The 19,650-nt window shown below is 36.2% G+C and carries 14 protein-coding genes and 1 pseudogene; 6 read left to right on the forward strand and 9 right to left on the reverse strand.

Annotation, left to right across the window (positions count from 1 at the left end):
- Window positions 1–6: 6 nt before the first annotated feature.
- Window positions 7–876 carry a LysR family transcriptional regulator gene (locus I7822_RS07490; RefSeq protein WP_207976569.1) on the forward strand — a complete coding sequence of 290 codons (870 nt, stop codon included), beginning with the start codon at window positions 7–9 and terminating at the stop codon, window positions 874–876.
- Between the two features lie 83 nt (window positions 877–959).
- On the opposite strand, the gene I7822_RS07495 is transcribed toward I7822_RS07490, so the two are convergent.
- The 3 genes from I7822_RS07495 to I7822_RS07505 all read right to left on the reverse strand — a co-directional run bounded on the left by I7822_RS07495 (window position 960) and on the right by I7822_RS07505 (window position 4,095).
- Window positions 960–2,486 (reverse strand): tripartite tricarboxylate transporter permease, encoded by a 1,527-nt coding sequence (locus I7822_RS07495; protein WP_207976571.1) that lies wholly within the window; start codon window positions 2,484–2,486, stop codon window positions 960–962.
- Window positions 2,487–2,498: 12 nt separating this feature from the next.
- Window positions 2,499–2,954: a tripartite tricarboxylate transporter TctB family protein gene (locus tag I7822_RS07500; protein WP_207976573.1), complete on the reverse strand. Its 456-nt coding sequence runs from the start codon at window positions 2,952–2,954 to the stop codon at window positions 2,499–2,501.
- Window positions 2,955–3,054: 100 nt separating this feature from the next.
- Complete coding sequence (locus I7822_RS07505; RefSeq protein WP_207976575.1) at window positions 3,055–4,095, reverse strand: Bug family tripartite tricarboxylate transporter substrate binding protein; 1,041 nt, start codon at window positions 4,093–4,095, stop codon at window positions 3,055–3,057.
- Between the two features lie 473 nt (window positions 4,096–4,568).
- Between I7822_RS07505 and I7822_RS07510 the strand changes: the two genes are divergently transcribed.
- Window positions 4,569–5,648, forward strand: a complete 1,080-nt coding sequence (locus tag I7822_RS07510) for an Ldh family oxidoreductase (RefSeq protein ID WP_207976577.1) — start codon at window positions 4,569–4,571, stop codon at window positions 5,646–5,648.
- 44 nt (window positions 5,649–5,692) lie between these two features.
- Here the strand turns inward: I7822_RS07510 and I7822_RS07515 are convergent, their stop codons facing one another.
- The gene (locus tag I7822_RS07515) at window positions 5,693–6,616 is read right to left on the reverse strand and encodes an AEC family transporter (protein ID WP_207976579.1); all 924 of its coding nucleotides are present in this window, start codon (window positions 6,614–6,616) and stop codon (window positions 5,693–5,695) included.
- Window positions 6,617–6,683: 67 nt separating this feature from the next.
- Window positions 6,684–7,490 carry a sugar phosphate isomerase/epimerase family protein gene (locus I7822_RS07520; protein ID WP_207976581.1) on the reverse strand — a complete coding sequence of 269 codons (807 nt, stop codon included), beginning with the start codon at window positions 7,488–7,490 and terminating at the stop codon, window positions 6,684–6,686.
- Window positions 7,491–8,019: 529 nt separating this feature from the next.
- Here I7822_RS07520 and I7822_RS07525 point away from each other — a divergent pair.
- Window positions 8,020–8,181: pseudogene (locus I7822_RS07525) on the forward strand (BCCT family transporter); the annotation flags it as partial.
- A gap of 498 nt (window positions 8,182–8,679) precedes the next feature.
- Here the strand turns inward: I7822_RS07525 and I7822_RS07530 are convergent.
- From I7822_RS07530 to I7822_RS07535, 3 genes are all read right to left on the reverse strand, one after another.
- Window positions 8,680–11,823, reverse strand: coding sequence for an alpha-L-rhamnosidase (locus tag I7822_RS07530; RefSeq protein ID WP_207976585.1), 3,144 nt, complete (start codon window positions 11,821–11,823; stop codon window positions 8,680–8,682).
- 97 nt (window positions 11,824–11,920) lie between these two features.
- Window positions 11,921–12,067 (reverse strand): FIMAH domain-containing protein, encoded by a 147-nt coding sequence (locus I7822_RS30620; RefSeq protein ID WP_372442123.1) that lies wholly within the window; start codon window positions 12,065–12,067, stop codon window positions 11,921–11,923.
- 1,292 nt (window positions 12,068–13,359) lie between these two features.
- On the reverse strand, window positions 13,360–14,781 hold the full coding sequence (locus tag I7822_RS07535; RefSeq protein ID WP_207976587.1) for an aminotransferase-like domain-containing protein: 1,422 nt from the start codon (window positions 14,779–14,781) through the stop codon (window positions 13,360–13,362).
- 99 nt (window positions 14,782–14,880) lie between these two features.
- Here I7822_RS07535 and I7822_RS07540 point away from each other — a divergent pair, with 99 nt between their 5' ends.
- Complete coding sequence (locus I7822_RS07540; RefSeq protein ID WP_207976589.1) at window positions 14,881–15,495, forward strand: LysE/ArgO family amino acid transporter; 615 nt, start codon at window positions 14,881–14,883, stop codon at window positions 15,493–15,495.
- Between the two features lie 297 nt (window positions 15,496–15,792).
- The gene (mraY, locus tag I7822_RS07545; protein ID WP_207976591.1) at window positions 15,793–16,749 is read left to right on the forward strand and encodes a phospho-N-acetylmuramoyl-pentapeptide-transferase; all 957 of its coding nucleotides are present in this window, start codon (window positions 15,793–15,795) and stop codon (window positions 16,747–16,749) included.
- 1,051 nt (window positions 16,750–17,800) lie between these two features.
- On the opposite strand, the gene I7822_RS07550 is transcribed toward mraY, so the two are convergent.
- A complete protein-coding gene (locus I7822_RS07550; RefSeq protein ID WP_207976594.1) occupies window positions 17,801–18,679 on the reverse strand; it encodes a LysR family transcriptional regulator in 879 nt (292 codons plus the stop codon).
- A 90-nt stretch (window positions 18,680–18,769) separates the two neighbouring features.
- Between I7822_RS07550 and I7822_RS07555 the strand changes: the two genes are divergently transcribed.
- Window positions 18,770–19,546, forward strand: coding sequence for a sulfite exporter TauE/SafE family protein (locus I7822_RS07555; RefSeq protein WP_307847700.1), 777 nt, complete (start codon window positions 18,770–18,772; stop codon window positions 19,544–19,546).
- Window positions 19,547–19,650 lie beyond the last annotated feature (104 nt).

The following is a 19,650-nucleotide window of genomic DNA, read 5'->3' on the forward strand; positions in this document are numbered from 1 at the left end:
TCGCTAATGGATGATCGTGACTGGCTAATATTACATACTTTATACAACGATAAAAGTATTACAAAAGCAGGGCAGAGTTTATTTCTTGCACAGCCCACATTGACTAAGCGCCTAAAACAAATTGAAACAGAATTTGGAGTGAAAATAGTTGATCGTGGAATTAAGGGAGTCCAATTTACTCCAGAAGGAGAATATTTGGCAAAAAGAGCGAATGAGATGCTGCAGATTTTACGGGAAACTAAAGAAGATATAGAAAACTTTAACCAAAATGTGTCGGGAACATTAAGATTGGGAGTGTCTAACTACATAAGTAAATATAAACTTCCTATATTACTAAAACTTTTCAAAGATCAATATCCTGATGTTGAATTTCAGGTAGATACCGGTTTTAGCAAAGACATTTTCAACTTAGTTTATAACCAAACAACACATATTGGGTTTGTTAGAGGTGATTACAGTTGGCCAGATCAAAAGTTATTATTGTTTGAAGAAAGACTGTGTATTGCTTCTACAAATAAGATAGAGTTAGAGGAACTTCCCAATCTACCAAGAATTGATTATCGAACAGATCAACTCTATAAACAATTAGTTGAAAACTGGTGGACAGAACATTATTCACAGCCACCGTATATTGCTATGTCAGTTGACCAGGGCGATACGTGCAAGGAAATGATTCTTAATGGATTAGGTTATGCGATCATGCCATCTTTATTCTTAGATGGCATTGAAGAAATATACAAAATATACTTAACAGATAACGAAGGGAATTATTTAACAAGGAAAACGTGGATGTTCTACCAAGAAGAGTCACTAAGTTTAAATGTTGTAAAAGCATTTGTGAACTTTATAAAAGATATAGATTTATATAGACTATAATAACGAAAAACAAAAAAACATTTTTAAGGATGAGTAAGTATTCATTCCAAAAAATGTTTTTTTGTATGATTAGTTCTTATATTCTATGATTCATCATTGATGATAACATTTCGACCTTTTAATTTTAAAAGCAGAGGTATTACCATCCATAATAAAGCAATAATTAAGAAGATTAAAGAAGCTGGACTTTGGAGAAAAATCATGAAATCACCATCTGAGCTAGTTAATGTCCGTCTCATATTATTTTCTATCATAGGTCCCAGTACTAAGCCTAAGACAATTGGAGCAATCGGAAAATCATGCTTTTGTAAATAATACCCAACAATTCCACAGATTAATAAAAGGATTAAATCAAAAGTTGAATATTGTACTGCATATACTCCAAAAAATGAGATTGCAATAATGATAGGTAATAAGTACTTTGCAGGTGTTTCGATAACTTTTGCAAATACTTTTACAAGAGGCATATTAAGAATAAGCAGCATGACATTCCCAATAAACATACTAGCTATTAATCCCCACGCAACCTGAGGATGTTCCTCAAATAAAAGTGGACCTGGCTGTACATTATACATAATTAATGCACCCATTAAAATAGCCGTTGTTCCTGAACCTGGTATCCCAAGTGTAAGAAGTGGTATCATCGCTCCCCCAGAAGCAGCATTGTTTGCTGATTCTGGTGCAGCTACCCCTTCAATTGCTCCTTTTCCGAACTTTGATGGGTTTTTACTTAATTTTTTTTCCATAATATAAGAGAAAAACGATGCTAATGTTGCTCCTGCTCCAGGTAATACGCCAATGAAAAAGCCCAAGAGAGACCCTCTTGTAATTGGGCCGCTGCTTTCTTTCAAATCTTGACGTGTAGGTAAAATACGCCCTATTTTACTTACAACTCCACTATCGTTTTCCTTCTCTAAGATTGTTTTAAAAACCTCTCCTAATGCAAAAAGTCCGACAGCTACTGTTAAAAATTCCAACCCTGAATATAAGGTAGGTATATCGTAAGTAAAACGCGCAACTCCCGATACATTATCCAACCCAATCGTAGCAATAAGTAAACCAAACACAGTCATCATAAGTGCCTTTGTCATCGATTTACCTGCTAATCCACTTACAGCACATAAACCTAATATCATCAATGAGAAATATTCTGCAGGTCCAAATTTTAACGCCATTTCTGATAAAGGCTTTGCCATTAAAACTAGTCCGACTAAGGAAATAATCCCCGCCACAAAAGAACCGATTGCAGCAATCGATAATGCAACTCCAGCCTTACCTTTCTTTGCTAACTGATAGCCATCTAAGGCTGTAACAACTGAAGATGATTCTCCAGGTGTATTTAATAATATAGAAGTTGTTGATCCACCATACATTGCACCATAATAAACACCGGCTAATAAGATGATTGAGCTAGCTGCAGCTGAATCAGGGTCTAATCCGCTTGTAAATGATGCTGTAACTGGTATAAGTAGGGCAACACCACTCATCGGACCAATTCCAGGGAGTACTCCAACTGCAGTTCCAATAATAACGCCAATCAATGCAAACAGGAGGTTATGCCATTGCAAAGCCGTATAAAAACCATCTGCTAGAAATTGTAAGCTTTCCACTGAATCTCCCCCCTAACTGAACCAAACCGGAAATCCGGGTAGTGTTCCTTCTAGTAATTTCACAAACAAGAAATAAACCCCATATGAAAATCCACCTGCAATAACAAGTGATTTCCACCACTTACCCCGTTCCATAACCTGAAACCCAATTATTAGGAATAGAAAGGTTGTAATAACGTAGCCAATTGTTTCTAATAGTAATCCATAAAGTACCGCTGAAATAAGGATAATAGCAAACTTCTTGTATTCAAGCTTATCTTTCGTTTTCATATCCTTAGGATATTTAAATGTTTCATAAAAAAGGCGTATGCTCAACAGGATTAACGCCAAACCTAAACCTAATGGAAATATATCTGGTCCAACATTACTTCCATAAGCGCTATCTGTAATTTTTCTACTTTCGATGACAAAGGCCAAACCTATTGCAAAAAAAATCAAACCCACATATCGATCAAAAGACTTACTCATTATCCATCCCCCGATTTAAGAATAGAGAGAGGAAAGATCTTTCCTCTCTACTTTACGATCAACTAGATTACATGTGATTGGATTATAATTGTCTATTGACTTATTTCTGCATTCCTAATGTCGTTAAAATCTCTTTATACATTACTTCCTCTTTTTCTATTTGTTTAATGAAATCCTCAGAATTAAGAAATCCATCTTGAAAACCTAAATTATTTAGTTCATTCTTCCAATCTTCAGTAGTAACAAGGGCTTCAATTTTTTCTTCCCAGTACTTTTTAGCGTCAGCTGTCATATCTTTGGGTCCAAAAATCCCTCGCCAATTTGTTAGTTCCACATCTACACCCTGTTCCTTATAAGTTGGGATATCCTTAAACTCTCCTGGTAATCTCTCTGCAGAAGAAACACCCAAAATTCTTACCTTACCGGCTTTTTGATACTCATAAACTGATGCAACATCAGAACTTACAACATCGGCATTTCCACCAAGTAAGGCGGTTAATGCTTCACCACCGCCGTCATATGATACATATTTAATAGATTTAACATCTACTTCTGCTTTCATTGCTGGATAAACAATATTTAGATGATCATATGATCCCGGTCCTGATCCTCCTGCAAACGTAATATTACTTGGGTTTTCCTTTAAATCTTCCATTAATGAAGATAAGTCTTTATATTGAGAATCAGCACTCACCGCTAATACTGCGTTTTCTGTTACTAACTGCGCAAGTGGTGTAATATCTCTATATGAAATTGGGCTATTCCCTTCTTTTTTTAGGTTGTTTAAGATAAAAGGCGTTGATGTTAGTAATAGTTTATAGTCATTTCCAACTTCTTTATTAGCAAATTCAACTGTACCAACAACCTGACCTCCGCCTGGTTTATTTTCAACTGTCATTGTCTCACTCACTAGTTCAGTTTGATCAAGAATCTTAGCCAAAGCTCTTGAAGTTGTGTCCAATCCCCCTCCAGCCCCAGATGGTGCTACAATTGTAATCGGTTTATCAGGATAATTTGACTCATTAGTTGTTTGTTCTTTTTCTTTTGATCCATTCGATGATGCTGATTCCCCGCTGCAAGCACCTAAACAAACTAAAAGTAAACCAAATAATACAATTGATAGTAATTTCTTCATAAACATCCCCCTCTATTGTAAGCGCTTTATTACTCTACCAAAAAAAATTTGTTAAGCTAAAATACCAATCTACCAAACTCCCCCTTTGTTTTTCCAAACCTACTTTTTAATAAGCTAAGAGCTTTTTCTTACAATAATCTTATCCCTAGCTTACACTAAAAAAAAATAGCAATTTTTCATAATTAGATATTCCAAATTTGAATAAGAACCAGTGTAATATCCGTTTTATGAAAACGCTTATTTTCTCAAACATAAATATAATTTATTTAACAGAATTTTTAAAATATTTATTTTCTATCTAAATCCATTAAAAATTCCTATATGAGAATCGATTCCTTTATTGAATATCTAAACATGAGCTTTTGCTATTTAATCTTTTTATAAAAATACGTTAATTTATTTTCATAGCTATTAGTTTTTTAGAGACAATTCAATTGTATGCGAGGAGAAACCTAAATCTTAATAAAGGGGTAATGTGAATGTCTGATATGTTGGTTAAACATGATCTATTAGCAATACTGGCAAAGAAGTTATTTGAAGCTGGTGGTTTAACTAGCGAAAATGCTTCAATCATCTCAAATGATTTAGTGGCTGCAAATTTAAGAGGTCTGGATTCTCACGGTGTATCTCGTATCCCTATGTATTTAGAACGTATTAGGAAAGGAGTAGTAAACCCTAATCCAAACATAACATTTACACAAATAACAACTGCTGTTGGGTTAGTCGATGGTGACAATGGTATGGGATTTTTAGCTGGGCATCGGGCAATGAATGAAGCAATCATGCTGGCTGAAAATTCCGGGATTGGAATGGTTGGTGTTAGACGAAGCACACACTATGGAATGGCAGCACTGTATGTATTACAAGCATTAGATCAAGGTTATATTTCGATGGCTTATACGAATTCATCACCAGCACTTCCTGTTTATGGTGGAAGGAATGCATTTCTAGGTGCAAGTCCATTTGCTGCTGGCTTCCCTTCAGGAAACGAATCTCCATATGTTCTAGATATGGCCATGACTATCATTGCCAGAGGAAAAATAAGATTAGCGGCTGCACATGGCGAAGAAATACCTTTAGGTTTAGCCCTTGATGCCAATGGTGCTCCAACGACTAATGCACAAAATGCATTTAAAGGTGTTTGTTTGCCATTTGGCGGAACTAAAGGTGCAGCTATGGCGATGCTTATGGATCTATTTGCAGGTGTTTTTACTGGAGCCAATTATGGAGGCGACGTAAAAAGTCTATATTTTGATCACTCAGAACCACAAAATGTCGGGCATATTTTTATAGCCATTCGACCAGATCTGTTTGTTACAAAGGAAGAATATGAACAAAGAATGGACACATTTGTAAAACGGGCAAAATCTTGTCCACTTGCAGAGGGATTCGATGACATACAAATCCCCGGAGAACCCGAAGAAAAAGTTGTAAAAGTAAGACGTGAATCAGGAATTCCATTGAGTAAGAAAATATATGAAACGTTAAAAAAAGAAGCTGAACATTATCATATAGATCTTTCAGATTTTGAGAAAGAATTCTCCTTTACAAGTAAATAAAACCTAAAAAAACCTAGTTTACGAACGAACTAGGTTTTTTACCGTTAAAAAATTAATTTAGAAACATATACAATAACTGTAACCGTTACACAACTAAGCAAGGTCGAGACTAAAACGGTTTGTCCTGCAAATTCCGGATAATTATTATACTCTAAAGCCAATTGGGCACTATTTCTTGAAGATGGATATGAACTTGCTATAAATAATGCCTGGGCAGTCGTTCCTTCTAATTGACAAATATAAATGAGAAATAAAGAAATAAGTGGAGCTAAAATTAATCTTCCAAAACAACTAAGGATAAGAACTAAACTGATCTTCTTTATCTTTATATAGGCGACTTGAGCTCCAAGTGTTAATAAAGCCATAGCAAGAAAACCGTCAGATACACTTTTTATTGGACTCCATATAAAATCAGGTATCTTTACGTTTAATCCCTGAAGCAATAATCCTAATAAAAGTGCATAAATCATAGGCATTTTAACAAATTCATAAAATACCTTTAAGCCTTTAAAATTAACCGATACAGAGTTTATTAACCCATAAGTATAAGTAACAAAGTTCTGAATTATCATAACCACTATCTGGATCGATAAACCTAAAGGGTTGTGACTAAAAACTAACTGACTAACTGGTATTCCAAAATTACCCGAGTTAACCAATACTATGCTATTTTTAAGATTAGCAGACATTCCTTTATCAAGTCTTAATAGTTTAGCTATTAACGAACTTATTATCATTAAACTAACGCATAATATGATTTGAAAAACAATAATTTCCACTAACACTTTCCCATTAATTTCACTTTCATAGATATTGGCAAATCCTACTGTAGGAAGAAAATAATAAGTTGTGATCTTGGACAAAGTATCTAAGTTAAATGTAAATTTTCTATGAAGGAATATCCCGATTCCTATTAAAACAAAAACAGGAAATATTACATTTAAAATAATAAGGGATAATACTTCCATTTCAACCAATCCTATCAATTCAAAATAACTAAAAGCCGATTTTTTCTAACAATTTATGGTTCATAACCTATAATCCCAATTTTTTCAGGTACTCTATAGACGATTTAGCTTCATCATAACTACTCATTTCTTGTGAAATTTCAAGAGAAATGTAATTTGAGTAATTAATAGCTCTTAATGTACGAATGATCTTATAAAAATCCAGTTCTCCATTACCTGGTGCCCGGCGATTACTATCTGCAAAATGAACATGACTAATATAATCTTTTGCTTCCAAGAGGCTTTCAGTGATTGATGAATCTTCAAAGTTCATATGGTAAACATCCAGCATAAGGGTTAGATTTGGCAGATTTAACTTTCTGATAAAATTAAGTGCCTCACGGGTACTATTTAAATTGTTAATTACATTGATATTTTGTGGCTCTAATGTAACGTTTACTTTATATTTCTCCGCATGCTCACAAATCTGTTCAATGGATTCACACATCCATTTCCATGATTGTTCGCAATTACTTTTATTAATATTACCCCTTAGTTTCCCTACACTAATTTGACTTCCGAACAATGAAGCAAATTCAATAATATCTTTCGTTCTGTTAACAGCTTCTGTTCTTATATCTTTATTTTCATCAGTAAATGTTAGCTTATCATCACTAACAACAGGTCCTGTTCCTATTGGAGCTATATCAATACCTGTCCTTATGACGATTCTTTCAAATTGTGAGGAATCAATCAGTCTTGGATTACGTATTAAAGGTTCTATTGCAGAATATCCCAAATCTTTAAGGACTAAGAAAACTTCCTCCTCATCACCGCGGTAGCCTAACAATGGAGCCACTGTTTCTCTAGTTCCAAAAGGATAAGCCAGCTTCAAGTCATCCCTCCTAACTTAAAGATAGTCTAAATTACGACTTACCTAATCATTTCACATCCTCACCCATTATTGGAAGGGTATTCATTTTTCTGATTGAAATGTATTAGATAATCTATAATTAACATTAATACAGTTCTAAGCATAATTAAAATATAATTTTTTTATTAACAAACATAGAAAAATTCTATACATATTAACTAGAACTGAAGTTAATTGTTGAATGTAATGATTCAATTCATCTGTTTCTAAAATATTCTGTATAGCTTGAAAAATAAATGAGAGGAAAGAATAGTAAGTTCTTTAGTAAAAAAATCTTCTGGTTAAATGCTTCACATTATATTACTTTTACTTTTTAATTTCATAATTTTCCACAGAACGATTATTATCAAACCTTTGTTCATCAATTACCCTAAGACGTGTTAATAACACTTATCGTTAGAGTGAAAAATACAAATAGTAAAGGTTTGCAAGAGAGACTCATTTAATGTAACTTAGTAGATTTTCTTAATTAAGTAAAGCCTCTGTCCTTCTTGCATCTGGAGAACTTGGAGCTTTGCAGACTGCATCTATTGTATCGGCATTCCCTTTCATATTTATTTTATTAATTATGATTGTTTCACTAAGTAAAGCTTTGAGAGAAGATTACCAAAAAATAGCGATTAATATAATAAAGGAGGATGTTTTGGATTAAACATTTATTGCTTTTTCTTTATACTCTGGATGTACTCTAACGTTAATAATTTGCATAATGACTTTCCCCTTATCTCGATATCCCTAAACACCTTAAAAACTGAAGCTACAACTACTTTTATCCATTCCATTACTATAAACACCTCTATGTCTATTTTGCAAAAAAACAAATGCCTAGGAGAAAACTGATAATAGTTTCTCCTAGGCTTTTTATCCTTCCGTGATACAGGATTGTACGAATAATTCTCTTCTTCTATGTGCATTTCCTTCATTTCTTAGTGAAAGAATTCTTCAAATGTTTGTTCTTTTAAACATCCAACTAATAACACGATAAAAAGTAAACATCCGTAAATTATTTTTTTTTCAATTTTATCCCCTATAAAAATCTTCTTATAAAATCCTGCTCCGATTGCTTAATACTAATTAATTCAAAGCCAGGCGTCCAACTCAATCTTTTTTTCTTCGAAACGTTCAACAAGGGATTTTAATTCGGATGCATTTAATGCTCTGCGTTAAATTTATAGCTGCCGGAACCCACTTCGTAAACAGCATATCCGTCTTCCATACCAGTGAACGTTATGCCATCCGCTTCATGGGCAAGCTGATCCCCCTCGGTAACTGCCCACTGACTGTCTGCTGGGACATAAACGTTGGCCGTGGTGTTCACAGGAATTTCAACTTTGAGTGAGATTTTTCCGTCCTTAAGTTGTTTCCAACTGGACAAAACGTCACCTTTGACAGTTTCCAATCTCCCCTCTGCCTGTTTTAAATCTTTCGGCATGTATGGCTTGATCTTCACTTTGTTATAACCAGGTTCCTCAGGTTGAATCCCAGCGAGATATGCGTAGAACCACTCGCTAACCGTACCGAAAAAGTGATGACTCTGGGAACGAGAGGTTAGTTCCCAATTCTCAAGCAACGCTGTCGCGCCGTTTTCAATCCAGTGCCCCCAACTTGGGAACGTGCGCTGCGTAGCAATGGTGTAAGCAAGGTCTTTATAACCATGTTCTGTCAGTACTGGAAGCAGAAATTTCGTGCCAACAATACCGGTGTTTAGGTGGTTATCATGCTCCTCAACGTCTTTCACGAGATTGGCAACAACATCCTTTTCATGACCCTTAGGTACTAGACCAAACGCGAGTGGTACGGCGTTGGATGTCTGACGATATCCGGCATCGCGGGCAGTATTGTAAACGTTTGTTTCTGTATTAAAGAATTCCTCATTAAACGCAGCCTTAATGGCCGAAGCCTTTTCTTCGTACATACTTGCCTTTGATTCATCACCGAGAACCTTGGCTACGCTTGATAACGTAGAAGCAAACCGGTAATAATATGCAGTAGAGGTAAGATCCGGCCCCTCTGGCGGTGTCCCCACGTATCCTGGCGAAATCCAGTCGCCAAGTCCCATCCGCACAATATGTCCGTCCGCTTTCGAACCAATATAATCTAAATAAAGCTTCATTTCCTCGTAGACGTTAGCTAATATCCGTTTATCCCCATAGTGACGATACATCTCCCATGGAATTTCAAACAGCACCGCATCCCATATCGGCGTCGGTCCATGTGCAGCGTCCCATCCGGGAGCACCCTCATAACTGAAGCCAGCCGACGGTACAATATCCGGAATTTCTCCGCTCGGTCTTTGTGAATCACGAACATCGTTAAGCCACTTGGTGTAAAAACGCGGCATATGGAAATTGTAAATGGACGTAGCTGCCATAACTTGGGCATCACCTGTCCAACCGTTTTTCTCATAAACTGGGGTATCGGTTACAACATCGTACAAATTGTTCAAATAAGCACGTCGCACATTTTTGTTAATTTGATTAAGCAGTTGATTGGAACTTGAAAATTCACCCGTTGAGGCAACCGATGTATGAATCACATACCCTTTAAGGCTATCGAGTGTCGGTTTACCCGGGTAGCCTGAAACCCTAATGTACTGGTAACCCTTGTAACTGAATTTAGGTTTCCATGTTTCGACACCTTCACCGTTTAAAATATAATGATCTGTCTGAAGTGGCCCATTAACTAAGGCTTGTCTAGTACTGAAGCCCTTTTCAGATTTTTCACTATAACTAAGTGTTACCTCTGTCCCTTTTGGCCCCTCCACTTGAAGCTCAGCCCAACCTGCGACATTTATTCCAAAATCGAATTCATACACACCAGGGCTGACCTCTTCGACTGACTTAGGTTGGATGGTGTCGATTTCTTTAATCGCTTCATGCTGAAATGCATGTAATTCACCGTCTGGTGCTGCCACCTTTGATACCTTCTTCCACTCCGTATCATCGAACTCTGAAGATGTCCAACCTTTCTGAACAAGCCGAGCATCGAACACTTCCCCTTCGTATAGAGAATCAAAGCGCGTTGGCCCTTCCGCTGCTCGCCAAGACTCATCACTTATAATCGTATCTGTACTACCGTCTTCATATTCAATTTCCATCTGTAATAATAACTTTGGATCATCGTGCCATGGGGCCGTATGCCAAAACCATATAGTTGGTGAAGTCATGCCATACTTTCCGCGTCCAAGCTCGACCCCAATTGCATTATCTCCCTGATTTAGTTGATTGGTTACGTCATAGGTAGTGTACAATACAGTTTCTTCATAATTCGTAGAGTTCGGATCAAGCACACGATCTCCGACCTTTTCACCGTTAAGCGCTAATTCATAAAACCCTAAACCGCTCACGTATACCCGTGCCTGTTTTACCGGCTTCTCAACGGGAAATTCCTTACGAAGAAGAGGAGCAGGCGCCGGAGATGTTTCAACACGCAAGGTGCGATCGCCGTCTACTGGCTTACCATCTACATAAGCCGTCCCGCCTGAGTAAACATCATCAGTATGACTGTACCATGCAATATCCTTTGCAACATCGGAAGCTTCTAAATAATATATTCCTGACGGAAGTGCTTCTTCTAACTCCATTGAAACCCAAGATGCGTTTCTAAAATTAGAAAATCGTTCTTCTGCTAAAACCTCGCCTTGCGGATTATCCTTATAAATTTTCAATGTAAAAGCAGACTCCGGGTTCCCCCAGTTGGGAATCTGTACGTCAACAGTGGTAAACTTCCCTTTCATCGTAAATGACTGCCCTAATGTGTGACCACTCTCTAATCTTGACGTCACATTACGAACAGAGGTATCGATAGGCACCCCGTATTCTCCTTCTAGACCTATCCACTCTGCCTGCCAAGCAGATTCATCAAGCAAACCCATCTCCAACCAAGCGGGCTTGCTCCACTTCGAGGGCTTTTCACCGTGATTGTCCCACACTTTCACACGCCAAAAATAGCGCTTTTTAGATTCTAATGCTTTTCCCTCGTACACGATGTTAACCGACTCATCGGAGTCAACCTTACCCGTGTCCCAAAGGTCTGGTTCATTTTTTAGTAGTTGACTTTTATTGCTTGCCACCTGGATTTGGTAGGCAGTTTGCTTCTGCCCTCTATTACTGGACTCCAACTCCCAGCTCAGCCGCGGTTCTGTCACATCAATGCCAAGCGGGTTGTTGGTATATTCTGTTCTCAAATTAGTAACATCTATTTTCTTATCCGATTTACCGAATGCTATGTTCGCTATTGGCAGTACCGTTATAATAAGAACAATGGACAATAATAGGCTTAAAGTTTTTCTCATATTTTTCTCATCCCCCTTTTTCTTCCATTCATGACCTTTTAAACTCCCTATAACTAGTTACTTCTTTCTAACGACAGGGTAGTAGGTTTTGAAAAACCTACCGCAACCTTTTGATCAAAGAATCCGTATTAGCCTTGAGCGTGTGATACAGCCCCCTGGAAATATGATCATTCTCGAGCTGATGATCAAGAAGTTGTATATAGCTTTCTATGAGTTTGATGACTTTTTCCGTTAAAATCCCTATTCTTTATACAGTCCGGCCGCTGTTAAATGAATTTTAAATGAATAGACTGCACTTGCGTTTGCTATTTCACCCCCTTAATAGTTGAATGGGTTCGGTTTGGAATCTTCCCATGGGTATATCAATCTATAAATTTACATCAGTCTATTAAGTAAAGAATCTGTCTGATCCGTGTGTTATATGCCTGCTCGGTGATCAAATCATTTTCTTTCTGATGCCTGTAATTTCTCCCTCAACTAATGCGTGTGCTGTCATCCAGCCATATAGCCTGCATCAATTGGGTCCCAAAGGTACTTCCTCACCACTTCCAAACTATGTTTAGGTCTTGTTCACTACCTTCATAAGGATAACGCTTACAATCAATTAGTCGCTCTGAATTAAACAGGCACAAATTTGAAAGTTTATTTCCTTACATCTATATTCTAAATAATGGGAATATTCATTAAAAGGGGACGATCCTCTGATTAGGGGGGTAATTTTCGGAAGATCACCAAAAATCGAAAATGACCACCCATGACAGGGATACGAAAATGAGACTTTCGTGCATTCACATGAGTACCATTCTGGGTGTTTTTGCACATCTCCCGATAAAGGGGAATAGCACCCGAACATTCACTGAATGGCGGGGCGACCACTAAGTCAAGCTTTTCTAATTAACCCACGTTTTTCAATCTCATGATATAACGTTGATTTTGTTACAGTCGTTTTTCTCTCAATTTACGGTAAGCATTAACAGAAGCAGCTTATTCAGTAAGAGGATCTAAAAACTATCTCGGAGCACTGTATAGGAGTACATTAATTTTCCGCTTCTAGCTCTAGCAATATCAGAAAGTTCTTTTATCATGGGTGACTTTCGATAAAACCCCTTAAAATGAAAATACTTTATCTCTATAAGCGGCTTAATACCAATATCATTTAGCTTATTAAAAATAAAGGTTACTAGTTCAGTAGCATCTGTAATGAAAAACGCCTCAACTCCAGTACTCTCAAGGATTTAAGACGTGTTAACTACTCAAATTTAGTTGTGTTAATTGATATTTTATACGAAGTTCATTGTTAATAAAAATAGGGAGTTTCCTCCCTTCTATTTTTAAAGCGGTTCACTATTTTATCCAATTGATAATCGTTTACTTATTTTTTATTGAAATAGGTTGGAACTAGATCTTCAACACTCGCGCTCCGATTGCTGAAGATCAAAGATTGTTTGTGGCCTACCAACAAAACGCGTATATTATTCGCTAATACATATTTTAGAAAATGTGTAAATAGTACATTTTATACTTATTTGATGGGAATTAATGCCGGCTTAGTTCTAATAAAATATTTAATCCCTCTTTTAATTCTTCCAATGACGCATAGGCAAAAGAAAGACGAATATGATGTAAATCGCTTGATTTATAAATATAACCTGGGTTGATCAAAACATTTTGATTAAGTAAATTTAGAAATAACGCCTTATTTACAATAGGTTCATGAAACCTGATCCATATATAGAACCCACCCTCAGATTTTTTCCACGTGGCGATTTGTTGAAATTTCTGTTCTAATATTTCTTCTACATATGTAGCCCTTCTTTTCAATTGTTCACGAAGTTTAATCAGATGCTTTTCGTATAAACCAAATGAGATCCAGTGTGCGACGATCTCTTGAGAAAAGGCACTTGAACCATAATCCGTTTGCATTTTAATATCAGCTAATCGCTCAATTACAGGTGAAGGTGCAACAACCCAACCAATCCGTAATCCGGGACTTAGCGTTTTGGATACACTGCCGATATAAAGCACTTGCCCTGATGTATCAAACGACTTGATGGCAGGAGAAGATGATTCAAATAACAGTTCGTGATACACATCATCTTCAATAATCGGGATTTGTAGCTCTTTGCACATATTGTATAGGTTTTTCTTTTCTTCCAATGACCAATTATACCCTGTCGGATTGTGTAATGTTGGTACACAGTAAAATAGAGCTTGTCTTTTTCTTTTAAGTGCCCGTAAATTGTTCGTTAAATGTGAATCCCGTGAAACTGAAATCATGCGCATTCCGGCGGATTGAAAGGGATGCACAGAATTTAAATACGAAGGTTGTTCATGGAAGACACTGGATCCTTCTTCTAATAAGCCAATTGCAATTAATTGAAGTGCTTGAAGTGCACCTGAGACAATTAAAATGTTTTCTGGTGCTGTTTGAATACCACGTTTTTTTAAATACTCACATAAAATTCCTCGAAGCTTTTCACTTCCTTGTGGTGATGAATAACCAATTGCCTTTGACTCAAGTGAAATATTCTTTAATGACTGTTCAATTTGTTTCGTTGGAAGTAATTCTGGTGATAATTCACCTGTTCCAAGACGGATAATATGATCCATTTGCTCACATTGATTGATAAGTTGAATCGTATGGTAGTTTGGTTTATGAATACTTGATTCAATGTGTTGCTGCCAATTCGGTTGAGCACTGTTCAAAAGTACATTCCACGAATTATTAGCCAAAAATACCCCTGATCCCATTTTTGATTCGAGCAAACCATTCGCCTTTAATTCATCAAGCGCAAGTTGCACAGTACTTCGGTTCACATTAAATTGCGTTGCTAGTTGGCGCTGTGTTGGAATCTTAGTACCCACAGTCCAATCACCTCGTTCAATACGAGTTTTTATCCAATCTACAATTTGCTCTTGAACAGTCAAATGAGAATGACGATTTGGTTTCCACTTCATCTAATTTTCCCCTAAATTGGATGGATAATAAACCATCCAATTGGTTGTTTTCTTTTAGTTATATCATAGTAAGATAGTAATTCAAAGGGAGTTGATTATATGGAAGCCATTCTTCATGGAATCATTTTAGGGTTTGGACTTATTTTACCTTTAGGGGTACAGAATGTATTTGTATTTTCCCAAGGAGCCACACAGCCAAAATTACTGCGAGCACTTCCAGCGACTGTTACCGCTGCACTATGTGATACATTTTTAATCCTTTTAGCTGTCTTTGGGTTATCCGTTATCGTTTTACAATTTGAATGGCTGAGACTTAGCCTAATGATAACTGGGATTTTGTTTTTACTTTACATGGGGTATGCTATTTGGCGGTCTAAACCAACAACGATTGAAACGAATAAAGCATTACCAATTCATCAACAAATCATCTTCGCTTTATCAGTTTCTTTATTAAATCCCCATGCCATCTTAGATACAGTCGGTGTTATTGGGACAAGTGCATTAAAATATGTAGGAACGGAACAAGTTTATTTTACAATCGGGTGTATTATAGTATCTTGGATTTGGTTCTTTGGATTAACGCTGGTGGGTACAGTCATGAAGAGTCTAGATAGTACAGGAGCTTTAATGAATATCTTCAACAAATGTTCTGCCCTGTTTATCTGGGGAACTGCCATTTATCTTTTTATTGGATTAACGAAAGTACCGTTGTAGCCTTATAAATTATCAAGACCTAATTCGTAAAAAGTCATATAAAATAGAGGTTGACTCAAAACCAAAGGGTCAGACCCCTCCAACACAATATATAGCACCTTAAAGGTTAAAGGCTACTATATATTAGTAATGTTGGGAGGTGTCAGACCCTTTTGAGTCAACCTCTTACTTCTTTTTCAACAATCGCGCCCTTTTCTTGAATAAACATTTACATAATAATATTGAATTAAATAGAGGAAATGAATGAGTTTTTTAGAACTTATTATAGATAGCAAAGAGAAAAGGAGTAAATGAGAAGTGAGTAATCAAATAATCCCAGCGTTAATTGCTTTTGTAGTTGTTTCAATTTTATCCCCACTATTAATTGCTGTTTTGAGAAAACTTAGGTTCATTCAACCGATAAGAAAAGAACTTCCTTCAGATCATCAGTTAAAAAAAGGCACTCCGTTAATGTTTGGAATTATTCTTTTTGTAGGAATTATAGTATCAATTCTTTTTTCACCTACTCAATTAATGTATTTCTTATCTATTACCTACATTCTTTTTAGTTTTGTTGGGTTTTTGGACGATTTTTGGAAGGCTTCTCGTCAAGATCCAGGAGGAGTATCGGGTAAGACCAAACTTATTTTTCAATTTATTTTTACGGGTACTTTGCTTTTTTATGTGATCAACGAACTAGGCGTAGACACCAGCATTAATATTTTTAAAAATATTTCCTTGGATCTTCCAATGGTGTTATATGTCATTGTCATTACCTTATTTGTCGTAGGTTCTGCAAATGCCATAAATTTCACGGATGGATTAGACGGTCTTTTAGGAGTTGTTGCAATCCCTACATACTTTTTCTTTTTTATGGTCTCAGACAGATCAGAGGTGCAAATTTTTTGTTTAATTATGATTGGATGTTTACTCGGCTTTCTCATTTATAATATATATCCTGCAAAAGCTTTTATGGGGGATACAGGATCATTAGCTATAGGTGGATCACTTTCATTTCTTGCTGTTCTTGAGAAAGTTGAAATTTTAATCCCCATTTTATTCTTTATCTATTTTGCTGAACAACTTTCAGTTATTTTACAAGTTTCCTCATTTAAACTTACTCATAAGCGTATTTTCAGAATGACACCGATTCATTATCACTTTGGCTTAAAATATGGGTGGTCCGAAACTACAATTGTCACGGTTTTTGGATTTATTTCTTGGTTTTGTGCTTTTATCTGTTTAGCTTATTGGAGATTTCTTCTGAATCCATAAATAAAGTTATAATCATTCCAATGAATATTAGAGGTAACCAGGCAATGCACAAAGCAGAAAAAAAATACCAAGGTCGAAAATCTGCCACCGTATAAATTGATGTACTAATCAATACCCCGATAATTACATAAATGAAGATGATCTCCATTTTGTCATCGCACTCCTTTTTCATATTATAAAAAGGTGCACTTGTAGGGGTGCTACATTTAGGCATAATATTAAGATTTTATGTTAAAACGATCTTCGACTTGAAAATCGTTTTAAGTAGGAACTCAACAAACATAGCACCCCTGTATTCAATTACGAAATAAGATAAATTTCTTTGTTCTTCAACAATCTGGCCCGTTTGCGGAAGAAAGTGATATGGATAGAGACTAGTGTTTATCCCCCAAGACGTGTTAATAACACTTATCGTTAGGGGAGAAAAATAAATATAGTAAAGATCTGCAAGAGAGACTCATCTAATATAACTTAGAAAATATTCTAACTTAATTAAAATACTAGATTTCAGTACAAATAATAAAAAAGCCCCAATCCCTCTTCTACCAAGGAACTGAAGCTTCTCACTCTGATGATCCGAGAGGGATTCTAACCCCCGAACCCTACCCTATCAAGGTAGGAATTTGAATCAAATTATAACAGTTAAACTTTAAACATTTATCTAACGAAAAATGAATCAAAGGTAGTGTGCCAGCTTCAGGTAGAATGAACATAAACACAATGATTAGGAATGTGAAAAGTAATATTAGAGCGCGATACCAATAATAAATATCAAATAAATAATGGAAATAATACTATTTCCCTCCATAAATATTACTATATGTGGTTTCCGTAAGGGTCATATATGCCAGTTAGTAATAGAACTTACTATTATCCTGTATTTTCAGCGATTCTAGCGCAATTTTTTACATAAACAAATTATAATTGTTCAAGGAATCAGTACAATCATTGTTATATTAGGCTGTACGTTGTTTATTTATAGCAAGAAATGGACTGCACAAAAGGAAAAGGATCGAATAACAGCAAAAATCGAGCCAGAGTGTTAAGTCTCTTACTCGATTAAATTCTTTCTCAAATAGTGAATGAAATGATGCTCGCTCTCATCAACTTTCCTCGTACAAATAAACAAACTTTGATTGATTTCTGCCTGCTCCACAAAGACTCGAGCAAGCTTTCCTTGTGCTAATGTATCCTTTACGCTACAGGCTGGTGCGAGTGCCATTCCGTAACCTGCCTCAACAACCTTTATCGATTCAAGTACGCCTTGCACTTGTAAGCCGAATTTCGGTAAAGGGCAATTATGGGTATAAAAAATCGCCTCTAACAAATCAAGCGTTGAACTGCCTCGTTCCCTGTAAATAAATTCATGCTCACTTAAATCAAAAATCGATATCTCTTTATTCGCTAAAGGATGCGTTGGATGTACAACAAACCAAAATGGGACATCGAGTATTTTCTCGAAGTGTAAATCTTCATGACCGATGTTACTTTGCACAACAAAGCCAAAATCTACTTCATAATTAAGGACGCGACGTTCAACAGACTGTACATTCCCTAAAGACACATATACATCGACATCTGGATTTTCTAGTTTGTAACCTGCAATTATTGGCGGTAAGATATAATTCGTTGAAATATAGGACGAAGCAATATGCACTTTCTCCTTCTTTTCTAAAAATGTTTTAAGTTTTTCATCAATTTGTTCTTCTAAATGAAACAAACGTAATCCTTGCTCATAAAGAAATTCACCTTCAGATGTGAGCTGAATCCCTCTTCCCTTACCTGTAATTAATTTTACCCCTATCTCCCGCTCTAGTTTACGAATCTGAGCTGTGACAGCGGGCTGACTAATATGTAGTAAGTTCGCCGCTTCGGTTATACTCCCTAGTTTTGCAACATTCGTAAAAATACGTAACGTATGTAAATTCAATTCTTCACCCTATTCATAACTTTTTTTTATGAATAAACAAAAATTATATATTTGTCTTATTAATAATATAGCAGTAATTTAAGTGTAGGGGTGATTTGTTTGGAAAACTTACTATTGGAATGGCTATCAATCGATGGACTTTTATTATTTGCTATTGGCGTGCTTGCTGCTATTATTGGTGTGATGTTTGGAGCTGCAGGGTTCGTATTACTACCTGCACTGCTATTAGTTGGCATTCCGATTCACGCGACGGTTGCAGTCAATAAATTTGCGACAGGCGTATCTTCATTATCGACGGTCCTTGTACTTGCTGTAAAAAAGAAAGTACAACTCAAACAAATGCTCCCACTCATGTTCGTCGCTGGACTTGGAGGAATAAGTGGTGCATTTTGCGCAACAAGATTGTCGGAACAGACGATGAATATCGTTACTTGTATCGTGTTAATTACCATGTTTTTGGTTGTGTTAAAAAGTAATAAAACTGGGCTAGTTAGTGAACAGCAAGACACGGAACAACCAACTACTTTGTTAGCCCCATTTTTTATCGCGATATATGATGGTGGGTTTGGACCAGGTTCAGCACTTTTAAACATTACATACTTTTTGAAAAAAAAATTCAGCTATTTAAAAGCTGCTGAAATGACCCGCTTTGTAATGTTTGCAAGTTGTATGAGCGCGTTTTTATTTTACTTCTTCTATGGTATTGTCGATTGGGGCATTGCCATTCCGGTAACAGTTGGGTCAATCGTCGGCTCTCATATCGGACTAAAAATTGCCTCTTATTTAAAAGGAAAATGGATTCAGCTTTTGCTTCCGATTATCTCTTTATTATTAATTGTTCAAGTTATAGCTGACTTGCTATTTTAGTAATTTTATAAAGGTGGTGTATGTATGACATTGCTGATGTTTGCTTTGTTCTCAATTAGTTTAATCATTTGCGTTATGTTTCATTTTTCAACTTTAATTGCCTT

Origin of the sequence: Metabacillus bambusae (assembly GCF_017497975.1) — a bacterium.
Classification (GTDB): domain Bacteria; phylum Bacillota; class Bacilli; order Bacillales; family Bacillaceae; genus Metabacillus; species Metabacillus bambusae.

Bases quoted from the DNA above. Each gene is read 5' to 3' on its own strand.
- I7822_RS07490 (WP_207976569.1), top strand. From the start codon at position 7: ATGGATGATCGTGACTGGCTAATATTACATACTTTATACAACGATAAA.
- I7822_RS07500 (WP_207976573.1), bottom strand. From the start codon at position 2,954: ATGAGTAAGTCTTTTGATCGATATGTGGGTTTGATTTTTTTTGCAATA.
- I7822_RS07505 (WP_207976575.1), bottom strand. From the start codon at position 4,095: ATGTTTATGAAGAAATTACTATCAATTGTATTATTTGGTTTACTTTTA.
- I7822_RS07510 (WP_207976577.1), top strand. From the start codon at position 4,569: ATGTCTGATATGTTGGTTAAACATGATCTATTAGCAATACTGGCAAAG.
- I7822_RS07515 (WP_207976579.1), bottom strand. From the start codon at position 6,616: ATGGAAGTATTATCCCTTATTATTTTAAATGTAATATTTCCTGTTTTT.
- I7822_RS07530 (WP_207976585.1), bottom strand. From the start codon at position 11,823: ATGAGAAAAACTTTAAGCCTATTATTGTCCATTGTTCTTATTATAACG.
- I7822_RS07535 (WP_207976587.1), bottom strand. From the start codon at position 14,781: ATGAAGTGGAAACCAAATCGTCATTCTCATTTGACTGTTCAAGAGCAA.
- I7822_RS07540 (WP_207976589.1), top strand. From the start codon at position 14,881: ATGGAAGCCATTCTTCATGGAATCATTTTAGGGTTTGGACTTATTTTA.